This is a genomic window from Ectothiorhodospiraceae bacterium 2226, assembly GCA_013348725.1.
Lineage (GTDB): Bacteria > Pseudomonadota > Gammaproteobacteria.
In genome coordinates, this window is record CP054689.1 from 779,918 (window position 1) to 796,690 (window position 16,773).

Annotated in this window: 14 protein-coding genes and 1 pseudogene; 8 read left to right on the forward strand and 7 right to left on the reverse strand. The window is 68.2% G+C overall.

All coding sequences use genetic code 11. The features are described 5' to 3' along the window. Window position 1 precedes the first annotated feature (1 nt). Window positions 2–1,180 carry a glycine oxidase ThiO gene (gene thiO, locus HUS23_03650; GenBank protein QKT02965.1) on the reverse strand — a complete coding sequence of 393 codons (1,179 nt, stop codon included), beginning with the start codon at window positions 1,178–1,180 and terminating at the stop codon, window positions 2–4. Between the two features lie 32 nt (window positions 1,181–1,212). Between thiO and HUS23_03655 the strand changes: the two genes are divergently transcribed. The 6 genes and pseudogenes from HUS23_03655 (at window position 1,213) to HUS23_03680 (ending at window position 7,252) form a co-directional block, all read left to right on the forward strand. Further along, a complete protein-coding gene (locus HUS23_03655; protein QKT02966.1) occupies window positions 1,213–1,644 on the forward strand; it encodes a type IV pilin protein in 432 nt (143 codons plus the stop codon). Then, window positions 1,644–2,153: a GspH/FimT family pseudopilin gene (locus HUS23_03660; protein QKT02967.1), complete on the forward strand. Its 510-nt coding sequence runs from the start codon at window positions 1,644–1,646 to the stop codon at window positions 2,151–2,153. Before HUS23_03655 ends, HUS23_03660 begins: the two co-directional genes overlap by 1 nt. Further along, on the forward strand, window positions 2,150–2,701 hold the full coding sequence (pilV, locus tag HUS23_03665) for a type IV pilus modification protein PilV (GenBank protein ID QKT02968.1): 552 nt from the start codon (window positions 2,150–2,152) through the stop codon (window positions 2,699–2,701). The genes HUS23_03660 and pilV overlap by 4 nt, the downstream gene beginning before the upstream one ends. After that, a pseudogene (locus tag HUS23_03670) lies at window positions 2,613–2,813 on the forward strand (prepilin-type N-terminal cleavage/methylation domain-containing protein). Before pilV ends, HUS23_03670 begins: the two are co-directional and overlap by 89 nt. Before the next feature lie 884 nt (window positions 2,814–3,697). Then, window positions 3,698–4,216, forward strand: coding sequence for a hypothetical protein (locus tag HUS23_03675; protein ID QKT02969.1), 519 nt, complete (start codon window positions 3,698–3,700; stop codon window positions 4,214–4,216). A 3-nt stretch (window positions 4,217–4,219) separates the two neighbouring features. Continuing rightward, on the forward strand, window positions 4,220–7,252 hold the full coding sequence (locus tag HUS23_03680; protein QKT02970.1) for a hypothetical protein: 3,033 nt from the start codon (window positions 4,220–4,222) through the stop codon (window positions 7,250–7,252). 195 nt (window positions 7,253–7,447) lie between these two features. Here the strand turns inward: HUS23_03680 and HUS23_03685 are convergent, their stop codons facing one another. From HUS23_03685 to HUS23_03705, 5 genes are all read right to left on the reverse strand, one after another. Further along, window positions 7,448–8,590, reverse strand: a complete 1,143-nt coding sequence (locus HUS23_03685) for a DUF1343 domain-containing protein (protein QKT02971.1) — start codon at window positions 8,588–8,590, stop codon at window positions 7,448–7,450. A gap of 148 nt (window positions 8,591–8,738) precedes the next feature. Next, entirely contained in the window at window positions 8,739–10,094 is a 1,356-nt protein-coding gene (locus HUS23_03690; GenBank protein ID QKT02972.1) for a deoxyguanosinetriphosphate triphosphohydrolase, read from the reverse strand. Further along, window positions 10,094–10,888, reverse strand: coding sequence for a thymidylate synthase (locus HUS23_03695; protein QKT02973.1), 795 nt, complete (start codon window positions 10,886–10,888; stop codon window positions 10,094–10,096). Before HUS23_03695 ends, HUS23_03690 begins: the two co-directional genes overlap by 1 nt. A 7-nt stretch (window positions 10,889–10,895) precedes the next feature. Then, window positions 10,896–11,696 carry a prolipoprotein diacylglyceryl transferase gene (locus HUS23_03700; GenBank protein ID QKT02974.1) on the reverse strand — a complete coding sequence of 267 codons (801 nt, stop codon included), beginning with the start codon at window positions 11,694–11,696 and terminating at the stop codon, window positions 10,896–10,898. 75 nt (window positions 11,697–11,771) lie between these two features. Then, complete coding sequence (locus HUS23_03705) at window positions 11,772–12,962, reverse strand: class I SAM-dependent rRNA methyltransferase (protein QKT02975.1); 1,191 nt, start codon at window positions 12,960–12,962, stop codon at window positions 11,772–11,774. 171 nt (window positions 12,963–13,133) lie between these two features. On the opposite strand from HUS23_03705, the gene HUS23_03710 reads away from it, so the two are divergent. Both HUS23_03710 and sohB read left to right on the forward strand, forming a co-directional pair. Continuing rightward, the gene (locus HUS23_03710; protein QKT02976.1) at window positions 13,134–15,215 is read left to right on the forward strand and encodes a thioredoxin domain-containing protein; all 2,082 of its coding nucleotides are present in this window, start codon (window positions 13,134–13,136) and stop codon (window positions 15,213–15,215) included. A gap of 108 nt (window positions 15,216–15,323) precedes the next feature. Beyond that, window positions 15,324–16,304: a protease SohB gene (gene sohB / locus HUS23_03715; GenBank protein ID QKT02977.1), complete on the forward strand. Its 981-nt coding sequence runs from the start codon at window positions 15,324–15,326 to the stop codon at window positions 16,302–16,304. Between the two features lie 10 nt (window positions 16,305–16,314). Here sohB and HUS23_03720 read toward each other — a convergent pair whose 3' ends face one another. Further along, entirely contained in the window at window positions 16,315–16,773 is a 459-nt protein-coding gene (locus HUS23_03720) for a hypothetical protein (protein ID QKT02978.1), read from the reverse strand.

Consider the following 16,773-nt stretch of genomic DNA (forward strand, 5'->3'; position numbering starts at 1 on the left):
GCTACCCCGGCGCCCGGGGCCGGTACGGCTGCGGATCCACCACCGGCGGGCGGGCCAGCATGAGGTCGGACAGCAACCGCGCCGAGGCGTAGCCCATCACGACGCCGTTGCGAAAGTGGCCGGCATTAATATAGAGGCCGCGCACGCCCGGATGTTCCCCGATGTAGGGCGTGCCGTCCGGCGAACCCGGCCGCAACCCCGCCCAGTGATGCACCAGGGGCAGCTCGCCCAGCGCGGGCACAATGCGCGCGGCCTCGCGTCGCAGTTCGGCCGCGACCTCTGCCGACGGCTGCACGTCGAATCCGGCCGACTCGAGCGTGCTGCCGACCAGCACGTGACCGTCGCGCCGGGGAATCACGTAGCGGTCGCGGCTGAGCACGACGCGCTGCACCAAGCCCGGCGGCCCCTTCAGCAGGATCATCTGCCCTTTCACCGGCTCCACGGCGGGCGCGTAGCCGGTCGCGCGCAGCAGCTCGGCGGTCCACGCGCCGCCCGCCACCACCACGCGCTCGGCGGCCAGCACGCCCTGCGCGGTGCGCACGCCGGTGACGCGCCCGTCCGCGACGACAAAGCCTTCCACCGGCGTGTGTTCGAGCACCGCCATACCCCGCGCATCCAGGCTTTGGCGGGCCGCGCGCACCAGGCGCGGGTTGCGCACCTGGGCGAGTTCGGGAAACCACAGCGCCACGCCCCGCGCGCCTGTGCCGAGCGCCGGCTCCACCGCCTGTACGGCCTCGCCCGCCAGCCGCTCGATGGCGACGCCGTGGCGCGCGGCCCACGCCGCAGCCGCGTCGGCCTCGTCGGCGGCGTCCAGCACCAGCAGGCCGCTCTGGGTCCACTCCGGGTCGGTGGGAGTTTCGTCGGCGAGCGCCCGGCAGAGTTCGGGATAGTGCCGCTGGCTCCATGCCGCCAGTGCGGTGACCGCCTCGGGATAGCGCCAGGGATACAGCGGCGAGAGGATGCCGCCCCCGGCCCAGGAGGACTCGCGCCCAGTCTGGCCGCGCTCGACCACCCGTACCTCGACCCCGCCGAGGGCCAACTCGCGCGCAGTCAGCAAGCCGATGAGGCCGCCGCCGACCACGATGACATCCGATTTGCCCACCCGCACCCCTTGTCGACCATTCGTCGGCCGGATTCGACCGCTCGTCCTGCGCGGGCTGGCTGCCCCGCGCGCCCGCATTCTACCGTAGCCCCAAACCCAGGGGAGGAACTATGCAGGCTATCCGAATCAATCACGCGGCGCGGGGCTTCACCCTCATCGAACTGCTGATCGTGCTGGTCGTGATCGGCATCCTCGCAGCGGTCGCCCTGCCCTCTTACCAGCGCTACGTCGAGCGCAGCAACGCCTCGGCAGCGCAGCAGTTCCTGCTCGACCTCGCCAGCCGCCAGGAACAGATGCTGCTCGACACGCGGGCCTATGTCGGCACCGTGGCGGCCCTGAACACCAGCGTGCCGAGCGAGGTCGACCCGCACTACACCATCGGCATCACGGTGCCAGACACCGCCCCGCCGCGCTACACCCTGCTCGCCACCCCGCGCGGCGTCATGGCGGGCACCTCGGCCATCTCGCTCGACTCGAACGGTAACCGCCGCGGCTGCTGGCCGGGTTGGGCCGACGTCGACACCAGCGGGAACGCCTGCTGATGACGCGCCCGACGCGCACCGGCGGCTTCACGCTCGTCGAGCTGATGGTGGCGCTCGCGGTGCTCGGGATCCTCGCCGCCATCGCCGCGCCCAGCCTCGGGACCTTCGTGGTCAACCAGCGTGTGAAGACCGAAGCGGCCAATTTGTTCGCGGACTTGAACTACGCCCGCGCGGAGGCCATCAAGCGCAACGGGCGCGTATGGGTGCGACCGAACGACGGGAACTGGGAGAACGGCTGGGTAATCGTTGCCGACGGCGCCACGAGCTACGACAGCTGCCGCACGACGCCCAACAACACCGACTGCGTCCGCCTGAAGTCGGCCATCGAGGGGCTGAGCATCACCGGCCCGGACTTACTGATTTACGAACGCAGTGGCCGGTTGAGCACCACCGGCGCCACCATCGAACTCTGCAACACCACCGGCGGTGCATTCCAGCGCACCATCCGCATCGACCTCAGCGGCCGACCCAACCTCGCCCTAGGCGACAACTGCGAGGCCAGCTCATGAGAATGCGCGGCTTCACCCTGATCGAGATCCTGGTGGCGCTGTTGGTGGTCGCGCTCGGCATCCTCGGCATCGCCGGGCTGCAGGTACGCGCGCAGCAAAGCGCGCTGGAGGCTCAGCAGCGTACGCAGGCACTGATGATCGTGGAGGACATGGTCGAGCGCATGCGCAGCGTGGGACGCAGCTTCGCCCCCTGCCACGCGGAAGCACTGGGCGATAACACACTCGGCGCCGGCAACGACGATGACTACACCTGCACCTGGGGCGGCGACCTGCGTCACCACGTCACCACGAACCTAGCCGAATGGGACGCCCTGCTCAAAGGCGCCGCCGTCCAGACCGAGGACGACAACGACGCCGGCGCCATGGTCGGCGCCCGCGGCTGCATCCGCTACGACGACGCGACGGAAGAATACACCGTGGCGGTGGCTTGGCAAGGCATGCTCCCTACCGCCGTACCCGATGACGAGTGCGCAACGGGTGCCTATGGCGATGATGACCGCCTGCGCCGGGTGGTCAGCTACCGCTTCCGCATCGCGCATCTGGACTGACACGAGGGCCATCATGACGCCAGCCGTCCACCACCGCCGCGCGCAGCAGGGCTTCTCGCTCGTAGAGCTCATGGTCGCGCTCACCATCAGCCTGCTGCTGCTGGGCGGCGTGATCGCCATCATCACCGCCAGCAGTGCCCGCTACGGCGAGCTCGCCCAGACGGGTCGACAACTCGAGAACGGCCGCTACGCCCTGGAGGTACTGCGCAACGAGATCCGCCATGCCGGCTTCTGGGGCGAATGGGTGCGCACCGACCAGACGCCCACCCTGCCCGCCGACCCTTGCGCGAGCGCGCTAAGCGCCTTGCAGGCGGACCTGCCGCCCGCAAGTCTACAGGGCTACCCCGCCGCATCGGCCCCGTCGTGTCTGGCGGGAACCCCGCGCGCAGGCACCGAGGTGCTGGTGATCCGCCGCGCCCACACCGATGAGCTATCGGTCGAGCCGGGCGACCCCGACCGGCGCCAGAGCAACCAGTACTACCTGCACACCAACGCTCGCAACGCCCAACTCCTGGAGGGCACCAACAACCCCGTTTTTGGTGACGGTACCGCACAGCGCGGTGTACGCCGTTACCTCACCCGCTTCTACTACGTACGCGAGTGCAGCCGTTGCGAAGACGGCGGCGACGGCATTCCCACCCTGTGGCGCACGGAGTTGAGCGGCGGCGGCTGGGCCTCGCAGCCGCTGGTCGAAGGCATCGAGAACCTGCAGATCGAGTACGGCATCGACCGCAACGGCGACGGCCAGCCCAACGAAAGCAGCCCCGGCACCAGCGGCGACGCCTACGTGAGCACGCCGACCAGCGCCCAATGGGCGCAAGTGGTCGCCGCGCGCGTGCATGTGTTGGCGCGCAACGTGGAGCCCAGTCGCGGCCATCGCGACCGCAAGACCTATGTGCTCGGCGGTACCGAGGTCGGGCCGCTCAACGACGCATTCCGCCGCCACGTCTACAGCGCCACGGTGCGCATGCAGAACATCTTCTGGGAGCAGACCTCATGATCGCTCAACGCGGCTTCGCGCTGCTGGTCAGCTTGGTGGTGCTGCTCGCGCTGACCATCCTGGCCGTCTCCAGCATCAACCTGACCCAGGTGGACATGCGCATCTCGGGCAACATCCAGATGCAGCAGGAGGCCGAGGCACTCGCCGCCGACTTCATCGAAGAGCTGCTCGGCGACTACGGCAACTTCCGCCGCATCGACGGCGACGAAACGGAAGCGCAAAGCTTCGCGGCCGCGTTTCTCGCCGCGCGGGGCGTCGGCGACGAAGTAGAACTGCAGTACACGCTGCAGTGCATGGAACAGCGCCCGCAGGCTGGTTACTCCGAACTAATCGATGACGACGTGGGCGTAGAGATCGCCTACTGGCACGCCCGCGCGCAGGTTCTTAACGCGAGTACCAACGCGCGCATGGCCATCGCGCAAGGCGTGCGCATGGCGATGCTCGCCGCCAATCCCGACTGTGTCAGTGTGGGCAGCTCCGATGATGATGAGCCCGAGCCAACCGAGGAAAGCTAGGACATGCAGATCATAACCTCAACTCGCTATCTCCTGAACTCGCTTTTCCTGGTAGTGCTACTGGTTTCATCGGCGGTGGCGGAGGACATCGACCTATTCCTGATACCGCCCCCCGATCCAGACAGCGATATCTTGCCGAATGTCCTTCTCATTATTGATAATTCGGCGAACTGGGGTTCTAGTTTCGACGACCCCGTCCATAAGACTAGGCGTGACGCATTGAAGGCCGCGCTGGACGCAATCCTGAGCAATGAGGGGCTGCAGAATCAGTTCCGGCTCGGGATCATGCGGTTTAACCCTTCGGGAAGCAGTGCGGGCGCCCACGTGTACGCACCCATACGAACCCTAACGGCCGAGTACCAACAGGACCTCCGCACCAAGATCGCCGCGTGGACCCACCAGGACGATGGCACAAACAACAGCCCCTTCGCGCATACGATGAACGACGCGTACCGGTACTTCGCAGGCGCTGAGCTACGCAATGGGCCGGAGGACGAGGACGGCCCCAATCATCGGGATGCCCTCAACGAGGCGCGAACGCATTACGTCGCCCCGCCCAATTCCGACTGCCAACGCAACTACATTGTGTTTATCGGGTTTGGAGGACCATCGGAAAACGACACTCAAGCGGGTCGAGCGCTTCGCGATATTGGCGGGAGCACCGACTACAAGATAGAGATCATCGATTACGACCAGTTCGAGGACAACTGGATGGACGAGTACGCGCGTTATCTAGCGCGTCTCGATCCTGACCCCAACAGCGCCCGCAACATCGTGACGCATACCATTGCCGTTCATGCGAATGAGCGGCAGCGCCAGCCTCTGTCAGCCAGGGCGTTATTGCGGAGTGCGGCCGGGCAAGGACGTGGGCAGTATTTCGAGCCCGACACTACCGACAAGCTGAAGGATGCGCTGGAGAAGATTCTGACTTCCATCCAGGCGGTAAATAGCGTGTTTGCATCTACCTCCCTCCCAGTAAGCGTGAACGTACGCGGCACGCACCTCAACCAGGTGTATATGGGGGTGTTCCGTCCGGACGACGGTCCGCGATGGCTCGGCAATCTCAAGCTCTATCGTCTCGGCTACGATTCGGTAACCGGCCAAGTCTTTCTGGCGGATCGTCGAGGTATCCCTGCGCAAAGTGCAGATACGGGGTTTATCGTTCCCCATGCGGAAAGCTATTGGACGTACGACAGTGTTAATTATTGGGCTTCGGAGTACCCTGAGCAGCCATCGGACTTGCCTGATGGCGGCATAGTGGAGAAAGGTGGTGCCGCACAGCAGCAACGCGCAGTATCACACGGCAATCGGTTGGTCTATACGTGCACGGGCAGCTGTAGGACTGGGTCCGGTACCCAGCCGTTCACCCTGTTTTCGACCGACAATAGCGACATCACCGCGGCGGCGCTACAAGTCGCCACTGACCAGCGGGATGCCGTGATTAACTGGGCTCGCGGCGCGGACAACACCTCGATTCGGGAACGCCCCGGGGCCGCGACCACGATAACGCGACCGTCCGTACACGGCGACGTGCTGCACTCGCAACCCGCAGTGCTCAACTATAGCGACGACAACCTAGAGAACATCGTCGTGTACTACGGCTCCAACGACGGCATGTTTCGGGCGATCCGTGGCGGATACGACGGCGGCCAGGAGCTGTGGAGCCTTGTTCTACCGGAGTTTTTTGCCGACCTGAATAAGCTCCGGGAGGACGACGCCGTCCCTGGGCAGGCCGGCTGGAAACCCTACTTTGTCGATGGATCGATCGGCGTTCATCGTCAGATGGGAAGCGACGGCCAGATGGAGCAAGCGTGGTTGTTCCTCAGCATGCGCCGTGGTGGCCGTTTCTTGTACGCGCTGGATGTGACAGATGTCGACAACCCTCGCCTGATGTGGCGGCGCGGCCCCGGGATGGAGGGGTACCTATCCGATTCGCATTGGGATGAACTGGGCCAGACGTGGTCGGCGCCACAAGTCGCCTGGGTCCCCAAGTACGATCGTCCCGTCCTCATCTTCGGTGCAGGCTACGATGCCGCCGCGGAAGACCAGGATCCAGCTGCCGCCGCAACCATGGGGCGCGGCATCTTCGTGGTGGATGCCGAAAACGGCGACGTCCTGTGGCGCGCCGGTCCGCCCGACTCGGGGGCGCACGTCGAAGTGGAAGGGATGGAGTTCAGCGTGCCGGCGGATATCGCGGTGGTTCGCTCCGACCGCCCCTACGCAGACCGGCTGTACTTCGGCGACACGGGCGGGAACATCTGGCGCGTGTCTATCCCCGATAATCCGGACGAGCCTTTCGAGGACTGGTCGGTCACCAAGCTTGCCCAGCTTGCGGGCGGGCAAGAGCGGAAGTTCCTGTTCCGCCCTGATGTCGTTCGGGGCACTGACGACTACGGGCAGTTCTATGGAATCGCGATCGGCAGCGGCAATCGGGAGGCGCCCTTCCGAACCGACGTACAAGATCGTTTTTACATGGTCAAGGACCGACCCCAAACGTTTGAAACGGACGGAACAGACGGAACAGATGGGACGGATGGGACGGATGGGACGGATGGAACGGATGAGGAACAACCGTATCAACCGACTCAGTATCCGTTGGAAAACGCTGACCTTACGGATGTAACTGACGGTTCCTCGGGAACAGTCACGCGCAACGGTTGGTACGTCAACCTGGGACCAGCAGAGAAGACGGTCGGCACGGCGCAGACGCTCGCGAATACCGTGACCTTCGCCACCAACCAACCCGCGCCGCCGGCGGCCGGCTCATGCGCAGCACTGGGTATCGCCCGTATCTACTCCATTGACTTCCGCAATGGTGCGGGGCGGCTCGAGGGGGGCGAGCGTGCTCAGATCGTCCCCGGCGGCGGCTTTCCGCCCTCGCCCGTTTACTTCATCACGACGATTGAGGACGACGAGGGCAATACGCGTCTTGTGGAAGGCTCGATGCTCGGCACCAACATCGCGCCCAGCCAGTCGGAGCCGCTGCAACGGCGCACGCGGACATTCTGGTATCGCGATTACGAGGACGACAACTGACGCGAACCAAGCTAGGCAAAACCGGGGGCCACAGGCCCCCGGTCTCGTTTGGGCTGAAACATTCGTCCGAAGTATCGGCGGCCGTAGGGCGCAATAAGCGCAGCGCATTGCGCCAAGGGCGTTTAACTCTTGAGGGAGATCAGCATTGCGGTGCGTGCGATGCGCCCCAATGGCCTCATACGCGCCACTCTACGCTCAGTAGAGGTAATAGCGCGCCGCCCGTTCCTGGAACGTCGCCACCCCGCGCTCGAGTTCCGCCTGCCACGCGTTGCCACCTTCCATGAGCGCCGCGCGCAGGCGCGGACCGCCGGCGACGTGGTCGAACATGCGCAGGCGGTCGGTCGCCGCGCGCGCAAAGGCGTCGTGCTGAGGATAGAGCCGGTTGTGCACCGCGAGCGCGTGCAGCTGGATGGCCATCAGCGGCGCCTGCGCCGGGTCGCGCAGGTGCAGTTCGACGCCGCCGAGGGCTTTGCCCTGGTCGCGCCCATAGAAAGGCGTGTAGTGCACCGGCCGAAAGTGCACGCCTGGCAGGCCCAGCGCATTGAGTTCGGCCGCAAAGCGCGCCGGTTCGATCCACGGCGCGCCGATGAACCGAAACGGCGCCGTGTAACCCACGCCTTCAGACAGCACCTGCAACTCGCCGAGGATGCCGGTGGCGGCATAGAACGCGGCGCTTTCGGGGGTCGGGATATGCGGCGAGGTCATCACCCAGGGCAGCCCGGTGGCACGAAAGTCCATGTCGCGGCGCCAGCCTTCGAGCGGCACCACCTCGAGGTCGACCGTGAGGTCCTCGCCCAACCAGCCCTCGCCCACCATCATCTGCGCGAGCTCGCCCACGGTAAGCCCGTAGACGTAAGGAATCGGATAGGCGCCGACGAAGGTCTCGTGGCCGGGCTCGACCGGCGCCCCCTCCACCCGTTCGCCGCCGAGCGGGTTGGGGCGATCCAGCACCAGCACCGCCACGCCGGCGCGCGCCGCGGCCCCCATGGCGAGCCCCAGTGTGCTGATGTAAGTGTAGGAGCGCACGCCGATGTCCTGGATGTCGTAGACCAGCACGTCCAGGCCCGCCAGCATCTCGGGCGTGGGCGCGCGCGTGCGCCCGTACAGCGAGTGCACCGGCAGGCCGGTGGTCTCGTCGGTGTAGGAGGCGATGCGCTCGCCTGCCGGGCGGTCGCCGCGCACGCCGTGCTCGGGCGCGAACAGCGCGACCAGTTCCACCTCAGGGCTCTCGTGCAGCAGGTCGGCGGTGGAGCGCAGCGCGCGGTCCACGCCGGTGGCGTTGGTGATCAGGCCGACGCGCTTTCCGGCCAGCGGCGCGAAGTCCTGCGCCGCCAGCACGTCGATGCCAGAGAGTACGCGTTCGGGCGCCGGGTGCGGCGGGTCGGGCGGGGGATCGGCCGGCCGCGACTCATGCCCGCAGGCACTCAACCACAGCAGGCAGGCGAGGACGGCAAAGAGTGATAGGCGCGCGCCGCGGCTGCCGCGCTCAGCGCTGGGGGAGCGAGATCCCCTTGATGCGTTTGTAGAGGGTGACTGCATAGGAGTCCGTCATGCCGGATACGAAATCGGTGATGCCCAGCAGGCGCCGGTAGGCGGCCGGCTCGGGCGCGGTGGCCGAGCCGATGAACTGCTCGGGGATCAGGCGCAGGAACACCCGGCTGCGCGAGGCGGCCCGCGCGCCGTGCGCGGCCACCTCCTCCGCGGCGGCGACGAAGGCCTCCAGCAGCCCGCCCAGTACCTCGAAGCCGGCGGCCTCGACCTCCATCACCTGCGGCGCGACATAGATGCGCGCCATGGCGATCTCGAGCAGCCCCTGCACTGCGGGGGCGGCGGGAATGTGGTCCAGCAGCGAGGCATCGAAGCGCCCTTCGAGCATCGCCGCCTCGTGCTCCATGAAGCTCTCGGTGACCTGCAGGATGATGCTGTTGATGGCCCGCGCGCGCAGGTACTCGATGCGCTCCTTGGGCCCGCGGATGCCGGCCAGGCGCCGGTCGAGATCGGGCTCCGCCACCACCGCGCGCAGCAAGTCATGGACCTCGCGGTACTCAAGGAGGCCCACGCGGTAGCTGTCTTCGAGGTCGATCACCCGGTAGCAGATGTCGTCCGCGGCCTCGACCAGGAAGGCGAGCGGATGGCGACACCAAGCACCCTCCCCGCGCGGCAGAAGCGCGAGCGTCTCGGCCACCTCGGCGAACAGCGCCGCGTCGTCGGCGAAGTAGCCGTGCTTCTTGGCGCTCGCGCCCTGCCCCTGCCCGGCCGCCGTGCTGCCGCGCGGATACTTGGTGAAGGCGCCGAGCGTGGCGGCGGTGAGCTGCAGCCCGCCCGGGTTGTCGCGGCTCTGCAGCCGCGCCAGGATGCGAAAGCCTTGCGCATTGCCCTCGAAGCGCGCGAGATCCAGCCGTTCGGCCGGGGTGAGTTGCTCCAGCACCCGTTGCCCCAGCGGCGAGCTCGCGAACCACTCGCAGATGGCGTCCTCGCCGAGGTGGCCGAAAGGCGGGTTGCCAATGTCGTGCGACAGGCAGGCCGCGGCGACAATGGCACCGAAATCGGACGGGTCGACGTCGCGGCCGAGGCGGTGGCGCGCGATGATACGCTCGCCCACCAGGGTGCCCAGCGAGCGCCCTACCGAGGACGACTCCAGGCTGTGGGTGAGGCGCGTGCGCACGTAGTCGTTGCCCGCCAGCGGAAATACCTGCGTCTTGTCCTGCAGGCGCCGGAAGGCGGAGCTGAACACGATGCGGTCGAAATCGCGCTGGAAGTCCGTGCGCGCGCTGACCGCGGCGTCGACCTCGCGCTTGCCGAGGCGCCGGCGCGAGAGCAGCGTCTCCCAGCGCATGGCCATCAGACCGCCACCGGCGCCTTGATCGCCGGGTGGCACTGGTAGCCTTCCAGCGTGAAGTCCTCGTAGCGGAACGCGAAGATCGACGTCACCGCGGGGTTCAACACCATGCGCGGCAGCGGGAACGGCGCGCGCGCGAGCTGCTCGTCGGCCTGCTCAAGGTGGTTGAGGTACAGGTGCGCATCGCCCAGGGTGTGGATGAACTCGCCCGGCTTAAGGTCGGTGACCTGCGCGATCATCATCGTGAGCAGGGCGTACGAGGCGATGTTGAACGGCACGCCGAGGAAGATGTCGGCGCTGCGCTGATAGAGCTGGCAGGAGAGCTTGCCCTCGGCCACGTAAAACTGGAAAAAGGCGTGGCAGGGCGGCAACGCCATGCGCGGCACATCGGCCGGATTCCACGCGCTCACGATCAGGCGCCGCGAGTCGGGCGTGCGACGGATGTCCTCCACCACCTGCGCGATCTGGTCGATGTGACCGCCGTCGGGCGTCGGCCAGGAGCGCCACTGCGCGCCGTACACCGGACCGAGCTCGCCCTGCTCGTCCGCCCACTCGTCCCAGATGCTCACGCCGTGTTCGTTCAGGTAGGCGATGTTGGTGTCGCCGCGCAGAAACCACAGCAGCTCGTGGATGATGGAGCGCAGGTGCAGCTTCTTGGTGGTGACCACCGGGAAGCCCTCGTCGAGGTCGAAGCGCATCTGGTGGCCGAACACGCTAAGCGTGCCGGTGCCGGTGCGGTCGGTCTTCTTCACGCCGTGCTCGCGCACGTGGCGCATCAACTCGAGATACTGACGCATGCCGCCTCTACTTTACCGGCGCGCCCGCCGGCGCGCGTTTGTGGGCCAGCCAGAACAACCCCACGCCGACCAGGATCATCGGCAGCGACAACACCTGCCCCATGGTGAGCCAGCCGAAGGCGAGGTAACCGAGGTGGGCGTCCGGTTCGCGCGCGAATTCCACCAGGAAGCGGAACACGCCGTAGCCGATCAGGAACAGCCCCGACACGGCCATGGTGGGCCGCGGGCGCGCCGAGTACAGCCACAGGATCACGAACAGGGCCACCCCTTCCAGCGCGAACTGGTAGAGCTGCGAGGGGTGACGCGGCAGGGGGCCCGCGCCGGGGAACACCATGCCCCACGGCAGGTCGGTGACCCGACCCCACAGTTCGCCGTTGATGAAGTTGCCGAGGCGCCCCAGCCCCAACCCGATCGGCACCAACGGCGCGATGAAGTCGGTGAGCTGGAAGAAGGCGTAGCCGTTGCGGTGCGCGTACCACCAGGTCGCGATGAGCACCCCGAGCAGCCCGCCGTGGAAGGACATGCCGCCCTCCCACACGCGCAGCAGCATGAGCGGATCGGCCATCCACTCGCCGAAGTTGTAGAACAGGATGTAGCCGAGCCGCCCGCCCAGGATCACGCCCAGCACGTTGTAGAACACCAGGTCGTCGACCTGCTGCGCGCCGATACCCCAGTGCGGTGCGCGCGCGCGCCGGCGCCCCAGCCACCAGGCGGCGGCGAAGCCGAACAGATACATCAGGCCGTACCAGTGCACGGCGAGCGGGCCGATCGAGAACGCGACCGGGTCGATGTCGGGGTATGTCAGCATGAGATCTCGTGTACCACGTGGCGCGCCTACCTTACCTTGTTCGGCGGCCGAAAATCCATGCGGGGGGCGCGGCGCTCAGCCGACCACCGCGCGCGCGATGGCGGCCTTCAGGTAGTCGGTCTCGGGGATCGCCGGGTGCACCGGGTGGTCCGGCCCCTGGTGGCCCTGCTCGAGGATCTGCAGGTGGCGGCCCAGCGGGCGCGCCGCCTGGCCGAGCAGCTGCGGCAGGCGCTCGCGCGGCAGGTGGTAGGAACAGGAGCCGGCCACCAGGATGCCATCCTGCTCCAGCACGCCGAGCGCGGCGTGGTAGAGCCGCTGGTAGGCCAGCGTGCCCTCCTTGAGGTCCTTCTTGCGTTTGATGAACGCGGGCGGGTCGAGGATCACCACGTCGAAGCGCGCGCGCTCGGCGCGCAGGGCCTTGAGGGCCTCGAAGGCATCGGCCTGGCGCGCGCTCACGCGCCGCTCCACGCCGTTCAGGCGCGCGTTGTGCGCCACCTGCGCCACCGCCGGGCCGGAGGCATCCACACACAACACCTCGCGCGCCCCGAACGCGGCCGCCTGCACCCCCCAGCCGCCGACGTAGGAGAACAGATCCAGCACCTTCATATCCTTCACGTAGGCCTGCAGGCGCGCGCGGTTGAGGCGGTGATCGTAGAACCAGCCGGTCTTCTGGGCGGTGTCGAGGTCCAATTCAAAACGCACGCCGTTCTCCGCCAGCGCCAGCCCCGCCACCTCGCCGAAGGCGGTCTCGCTGTAGGCCGGCAGACCCTCCAGGGCGCGCAGCGGCCCGTCGTTGCGCCACACCAGCGCGCGCGGCGCGAGCAGGGTCTGCAGCAGTTCGGTGAGGAGCGGCTTGAGCCGCTCCATGCCCGCGGTGGTGATCTGCCCCACCAGCACGTCGCCGTAACGGTCCACCACCAGGCCGGGCAGCGCGTCGGACTCGCCGTACACCAGGCGGTAACAAGGCTCGGAGAACAGGCGCGTGCGCAAGGCGAGCGCGCTCTGCAGGCGGTGCATCAACAGGTCCGCATCCAGCGCGCGGCGCACATCGCGCGCCATCAAGCGGGCGCAGATCAGCGAGCGCGGATTGACGTAACCCATGCCGATCGGCTGTCCGCCGGCGGCCTCGATGCGCACCGCCTGGCCGGGCTCCAGGCCCGCCAGCGGCGTCGCCTGCACGTCGACCTCGTTGCTGAACACCCACAAGTGTCCCGCCTTGAGGCGCCGCTCCTCATTCCGCTTCAACCGCAATACCGCTTCGCTCACCCTCGGACTCCTGTTGTGCCTGCGGGCGCCATGATACTGCACCGCCGCCACAGCGTAGCGCCTCGCGCTGCCGGCGCCAGTTGCCAGCTAAGTGACTCTGCCGCCTGCGGGCATCCACAGCCGCCGCGCGGCGCTGCTATGATGAGCCCCTAACTGCGCAAGGAGCACACCATGGGCGCACGCACAGGGGGTGACACCCAACGCAACCGGCTGGCCTCGCAGACCAGCCCCTACCTGTTGCAGCACGCGGACAACCCGGTCGACTGGTATCCCTGGGGCGAGGAAGCGCTCGCGCGCGCGCGCGACGAGGGCAAACCCATCCTGCTGTCCATCGGCTACTCGGCCTGTCACTGGTGTCATGTGATGGCGCACGAATCCTTCGAGGATCCCGAGACCGCCGAGGTGATGAACGCGCTGTTCGTCAACATCAAGGTCGACCGCGAGGAGCGCCCGGACCTCGACAAGATCTACCAAACCGCCCACCAGCTCATCATCGGCCGCGGCGGCGGCTGGCCGCTGACCATGTTCCTCACCCCCGAGGACCTGACGCCCTTCTTCGGCGGCACCTACTTCCCGGTCAAGCCGCGCCACGGCCTGCCCAGCTTCGCCGACGTGCTGCGCCGCGTGGCGGCCTTCTACCGCGAGAACCGCGAGGAGATCGACAAGCAAAACACCTCGCTGCGCCGCGCGCTGGCCACCCTCACCGAGCGCACGCCGGACGACGTGGTAATCAACGACGAGCCGCTGGCCGCGGCGCGCCGTCAGCTCGGCGAGCACTACGACGTGCGCTACGGCGGCTTCGGCAACGCGCCGAAGTTCCCGCACCCGACCAACGTGGAGGTGCTGCTGCGCCGCTACGCGCACACGCGCGCCAACCTCGACGCCGACTACGAGGCGCTGGACATGGCGCGCACCACGCTGCACGCGATGGCCTCCGGCGGCCTGTACGACCAGCTCGGTGGCGGCTTCTGTCGTTACTCGGTGGACGAGCGCTGGCAGATCCCGCACTTCGAGAAGATGCTGTACGACAACGGCCCGCTGCTGGCCTTGTATACCCAGGGCTGGCAGGCCACCGACGACGACGCCATGCGGCGCGTCGCCCTGGAGGTGGCCGAGTGGGCAATGCGCGAGATGCAGGCGCCCGAGGGCGGTTTCTACGCCACGCTGGACGCCGACTCGGAGGGCGAGGAAGGCAAGTTCTACGCCTGGACGCGGACCGAGGCGCAGGCGCTGCTCTCGCCCGACGAGTACCGCATCCTCGCGCCGCACTACGGCCTGGATGACGCCCCGAACTTCGAGGGCCGCTGGCACCTGCACGTTGCGCGCCCGCTGGAGGACGTCGCCGAGGAGGCCGGCCTTTCCCTTGCGCGCGCCCGCGAGCTGCTCGCAAGCGCGCGCCACCGCCTGTTCGAGGCGCGCGAGCAGCGCGAGCGCCCGGGCCGCGACGAGAAGATCCTCACGGCCTGGAATGCTCTCATGATCAAGGGCATGGCCATGGCGGGGCGGGTGTTCGAGCGCCCCGACCTGCTCGACTCGGCCGAGCGGGCGCTCGGCTTCATCCGCACCGAGCTGTACCGCGACGGGCGGCTGCTCGCCTCGTACAAGGACGGCCGCGCCCAGTTCAACGCCTACCTCGACGACTACGTGTTCCTGATCGACGCGGTGGTGGAACTGCTGCAGGCGCGCTGGCGCGACGCCGACATGACGCTCGCGATGGCCCTGGCCGACGCCCTGCTTGCCCACTTCCAGGATCGGCGCGGCGGGTTCTACTTCACCTCGCACGACCACGAAAACCTGATCCACCGACCCAAGCCCATGGCCGACGACGCCACCCCGGCGGGCAACGGCGTGGCCGCCCAGGTGCTCGGCCGGCTCGGTCACCTGCTCGGCGACACACGCTACCTGGAGGCCGCCGAGCGCACGCTGAAGGCCGCCTGGCGCGAGATGAACCAAATGCCGTACGCCTACGGCGCGCTGCTGATCGCGCTGGAAGAGTACGCCTACCCACTGGAGACGGTGGTGGTGCGCGCGCCGCAGGAGGCCTGCGCGGCTTGGCGGCGCAGCGCCGACTACGCCCCGCGCCGGCTGCAGTTCTGCATCCCGGCCGAGGCGCAGGCCCTGCCCGGCGCGCTCGCGCAGCGTGCGCCGCGCGGCGCGGGCGTCGCTTACCTGTGCCGCGGGCAGACCTGCTCCGCGCCGCTGGAGAGCTCCGAGGCCCTGGGCAACGCCCTGGCGGGGGCACCGCTGCAGTAACATCCCCCGTCCGGCGCCCGCACCGGGCGGTTCTAACGGTGGACGTGCCAGCTCTTTTTCAGCATCCTGCTAGAATCGCCAAGACTCCTGCAACCCGCTCAAGGTGTTATGGACCTGCTCGGCGACTACGCCCTCTTCCTGGCCAAGACCGTCACCATCGTGCTTGCCCTCGTGGCCCTGGCGGCCCTGCTCGGCGGGCGCGGCCGGCACAAGCACGCGCCGGAGGGACGCCTGCAAGTGCATCATCTCAACGCCCGCTACGACGCCATGGCGCGCGCCCTGGAGCGCGGCATGGAGCCGGCACGCAGCTACCGCCACTGGCTGGCGCGCCCGCGCAAGCGCCCGCCGCCGCCCGCCGGGCCGCGCAAGGGTCGGCCCCGCATGTTCGTGCTCAACTTCACCGGCGACGTGCGCGCCTCGGCGGTCGCCTCGCTGCGCGAGGAGATCTCCGCCATCCTGGGCGCCGCGCGCGAGGGCGACCGGGTGCTGCTGCGCCTGCAGAGCCCGGGCGGCGTGGTGCACGGCTACGGCCTGGCCGCCTCGCAGCTGTTGCGCCTCAAGGCCAAGGGCCTGCCGCTCACAGTGGCGGTCGACAAGGTCGCGGCGAGCGGCGGCTACATGATGGCCTGCGTGGCCGACCGGATCGTGGCGGCACCGTTCGCGGTGGTGGGCTCCATCGGCGTCATCGCCCAACTGCCCAACTTCAACCGCCTGCTCAAGGCCCACAACATCGACTTCGAGCAGTTCAAGGGCGGGGAATACAAGCGCACGGTGACGCTGTTCGGCGAGAACACGGAGGCGGAGCGGGAGAAGTTTCAGGGCGACATCGACACCACGCATCGCCTGTTCAAGGACTTCGTGGCGCAGCACCGCCCCGGGCTGGACATCGGCCGGGTGAGCACCGGCGAGTACTGGTACGGTACCGAGGCATTGCAGTTGGGGCTTATCGACGAGATCGGCACCAGCGACGACCTGTTGCTGCAGGCCGCGAGCGAGGCGGAGCTGTTCGAGGTGAGCTACGCCCGCCGCCAGCCGCTGACCGCCCGCCTGTTCGGCGCCATCCAGGCGCTGCGCCAGCCCTGGAGCTGAGCGGCGCGGCTCAGTCGACCCGGGCCTCCACGCCAATCAGCTCCCCCGCGCGGTAGCCCAGCAGCCAGGTCACGGTATCGGCCAGGCGCGCGCGCTGCGCCGGCGCGAGCGCGCCCGTGGGCAGGCGCAGCGGCAACCCGCTCGCCGGCTCGAAGCCGCCGCGCCCCGCGTGGCGCGGCAGCACGTAGCCCGGCACGAATTCAGCGATCAGCGCCCCCACGCTCTTCATGGCCGTGGCCGGCTCGTCAAACAGCGCGAGCAGGGCCGCGCGTCCCGCCGGCGCGCTGGCGAAGATGGCGCGCCCCTCCGCCGCCCCGATGCTGCCATGCGCGAGGGCGAAGGCGCCGCTCGGCAGGTCGCCGGGGTTGTTCAGGCGCCAGGTGCGGCTGCCGCCACGGTGCAGTACGGCGCACCCCGCCAACTCGTAGCGCACCACGAGCGGCGCGACGCTGTAGGCCTGCGCTTGCAC

Bases quoted from the DNA above. Each gene is read 5' to 3' on its own strand.
- thiO (QKT02965.1), bottom strand. From the start codon at position 1,180: ATGCGGGCGCGCGGGGCAGCCAGCCCGCGCAGGACGAGCGGTCGAATC.
- HUS23_03655 (QKT02966.1), top strand. From the start codon at position 1,213: ATGCAGGCTATCCGAATCAATCACGCGGCGCGGGGCTTCACCCTCATC.
- HUS23_03660 (QKT02967.1), top strand. From the start codon at position 1,644: ATGACGCGCCCGACGCGCACCGGCGGCTTCACGCTCGTCGAGCTGATG.
- pilV (QKT02968.1), top strand. From the start codon at position 2,150: ATGAGAATGCGCGGCTTCACCCTGATCGAGATCCTGGTGGCGCTGTTG.
- HUS23_03675 (QKT02969.1), top strand. From the start codon at position 3,698: ATGATCGCTCAACGCGGCTTCGCGCTGCTGGTCAGCTTGGTGGTGCTG.
- HUS23_03680 (QKT02970.1), top strand. From the start codon at position 4,220: ATGCAGATCATAACCTCAACTCGCTATCTCCTGAACTCGCTTTTCCTG.
- HUS23_03690 (QKT02972.1), bottom strand. From the start codon at position 10,094: ATGGCCATGCGCTGGGAGACGCTGCTCTCGCGCCGGCGCCTCGGCAAG.
- HUS23_03695 (QKT02973.1), bottom strand. From the start codon at position 10,888: ATGCGTCAGTATCTCGAGTTGATGCGCCACGTGCGCGAGCACGGCGTG.
- HUS23_03700 (QKT02974.1), bottom strand. From the start codon at position 11,696: ATGCTGACATACCCCGACATCGACCCGGTCGCGTTCTCGATCGGCCCG.
- HUS23_03710 (QKT02976.1), top strand. From the start codon at position 13,134: ATGGGCGCACGCACAGGGGGTGACACCCAACGCAACCGGCTGGCCTCG.
- sohB (QKT02977.1), top strand. From the start codon at position 15,324: ATGGACCTGCTCGGCGACTACGCCCTCTTCCTGGCCAAGACCGTCACC.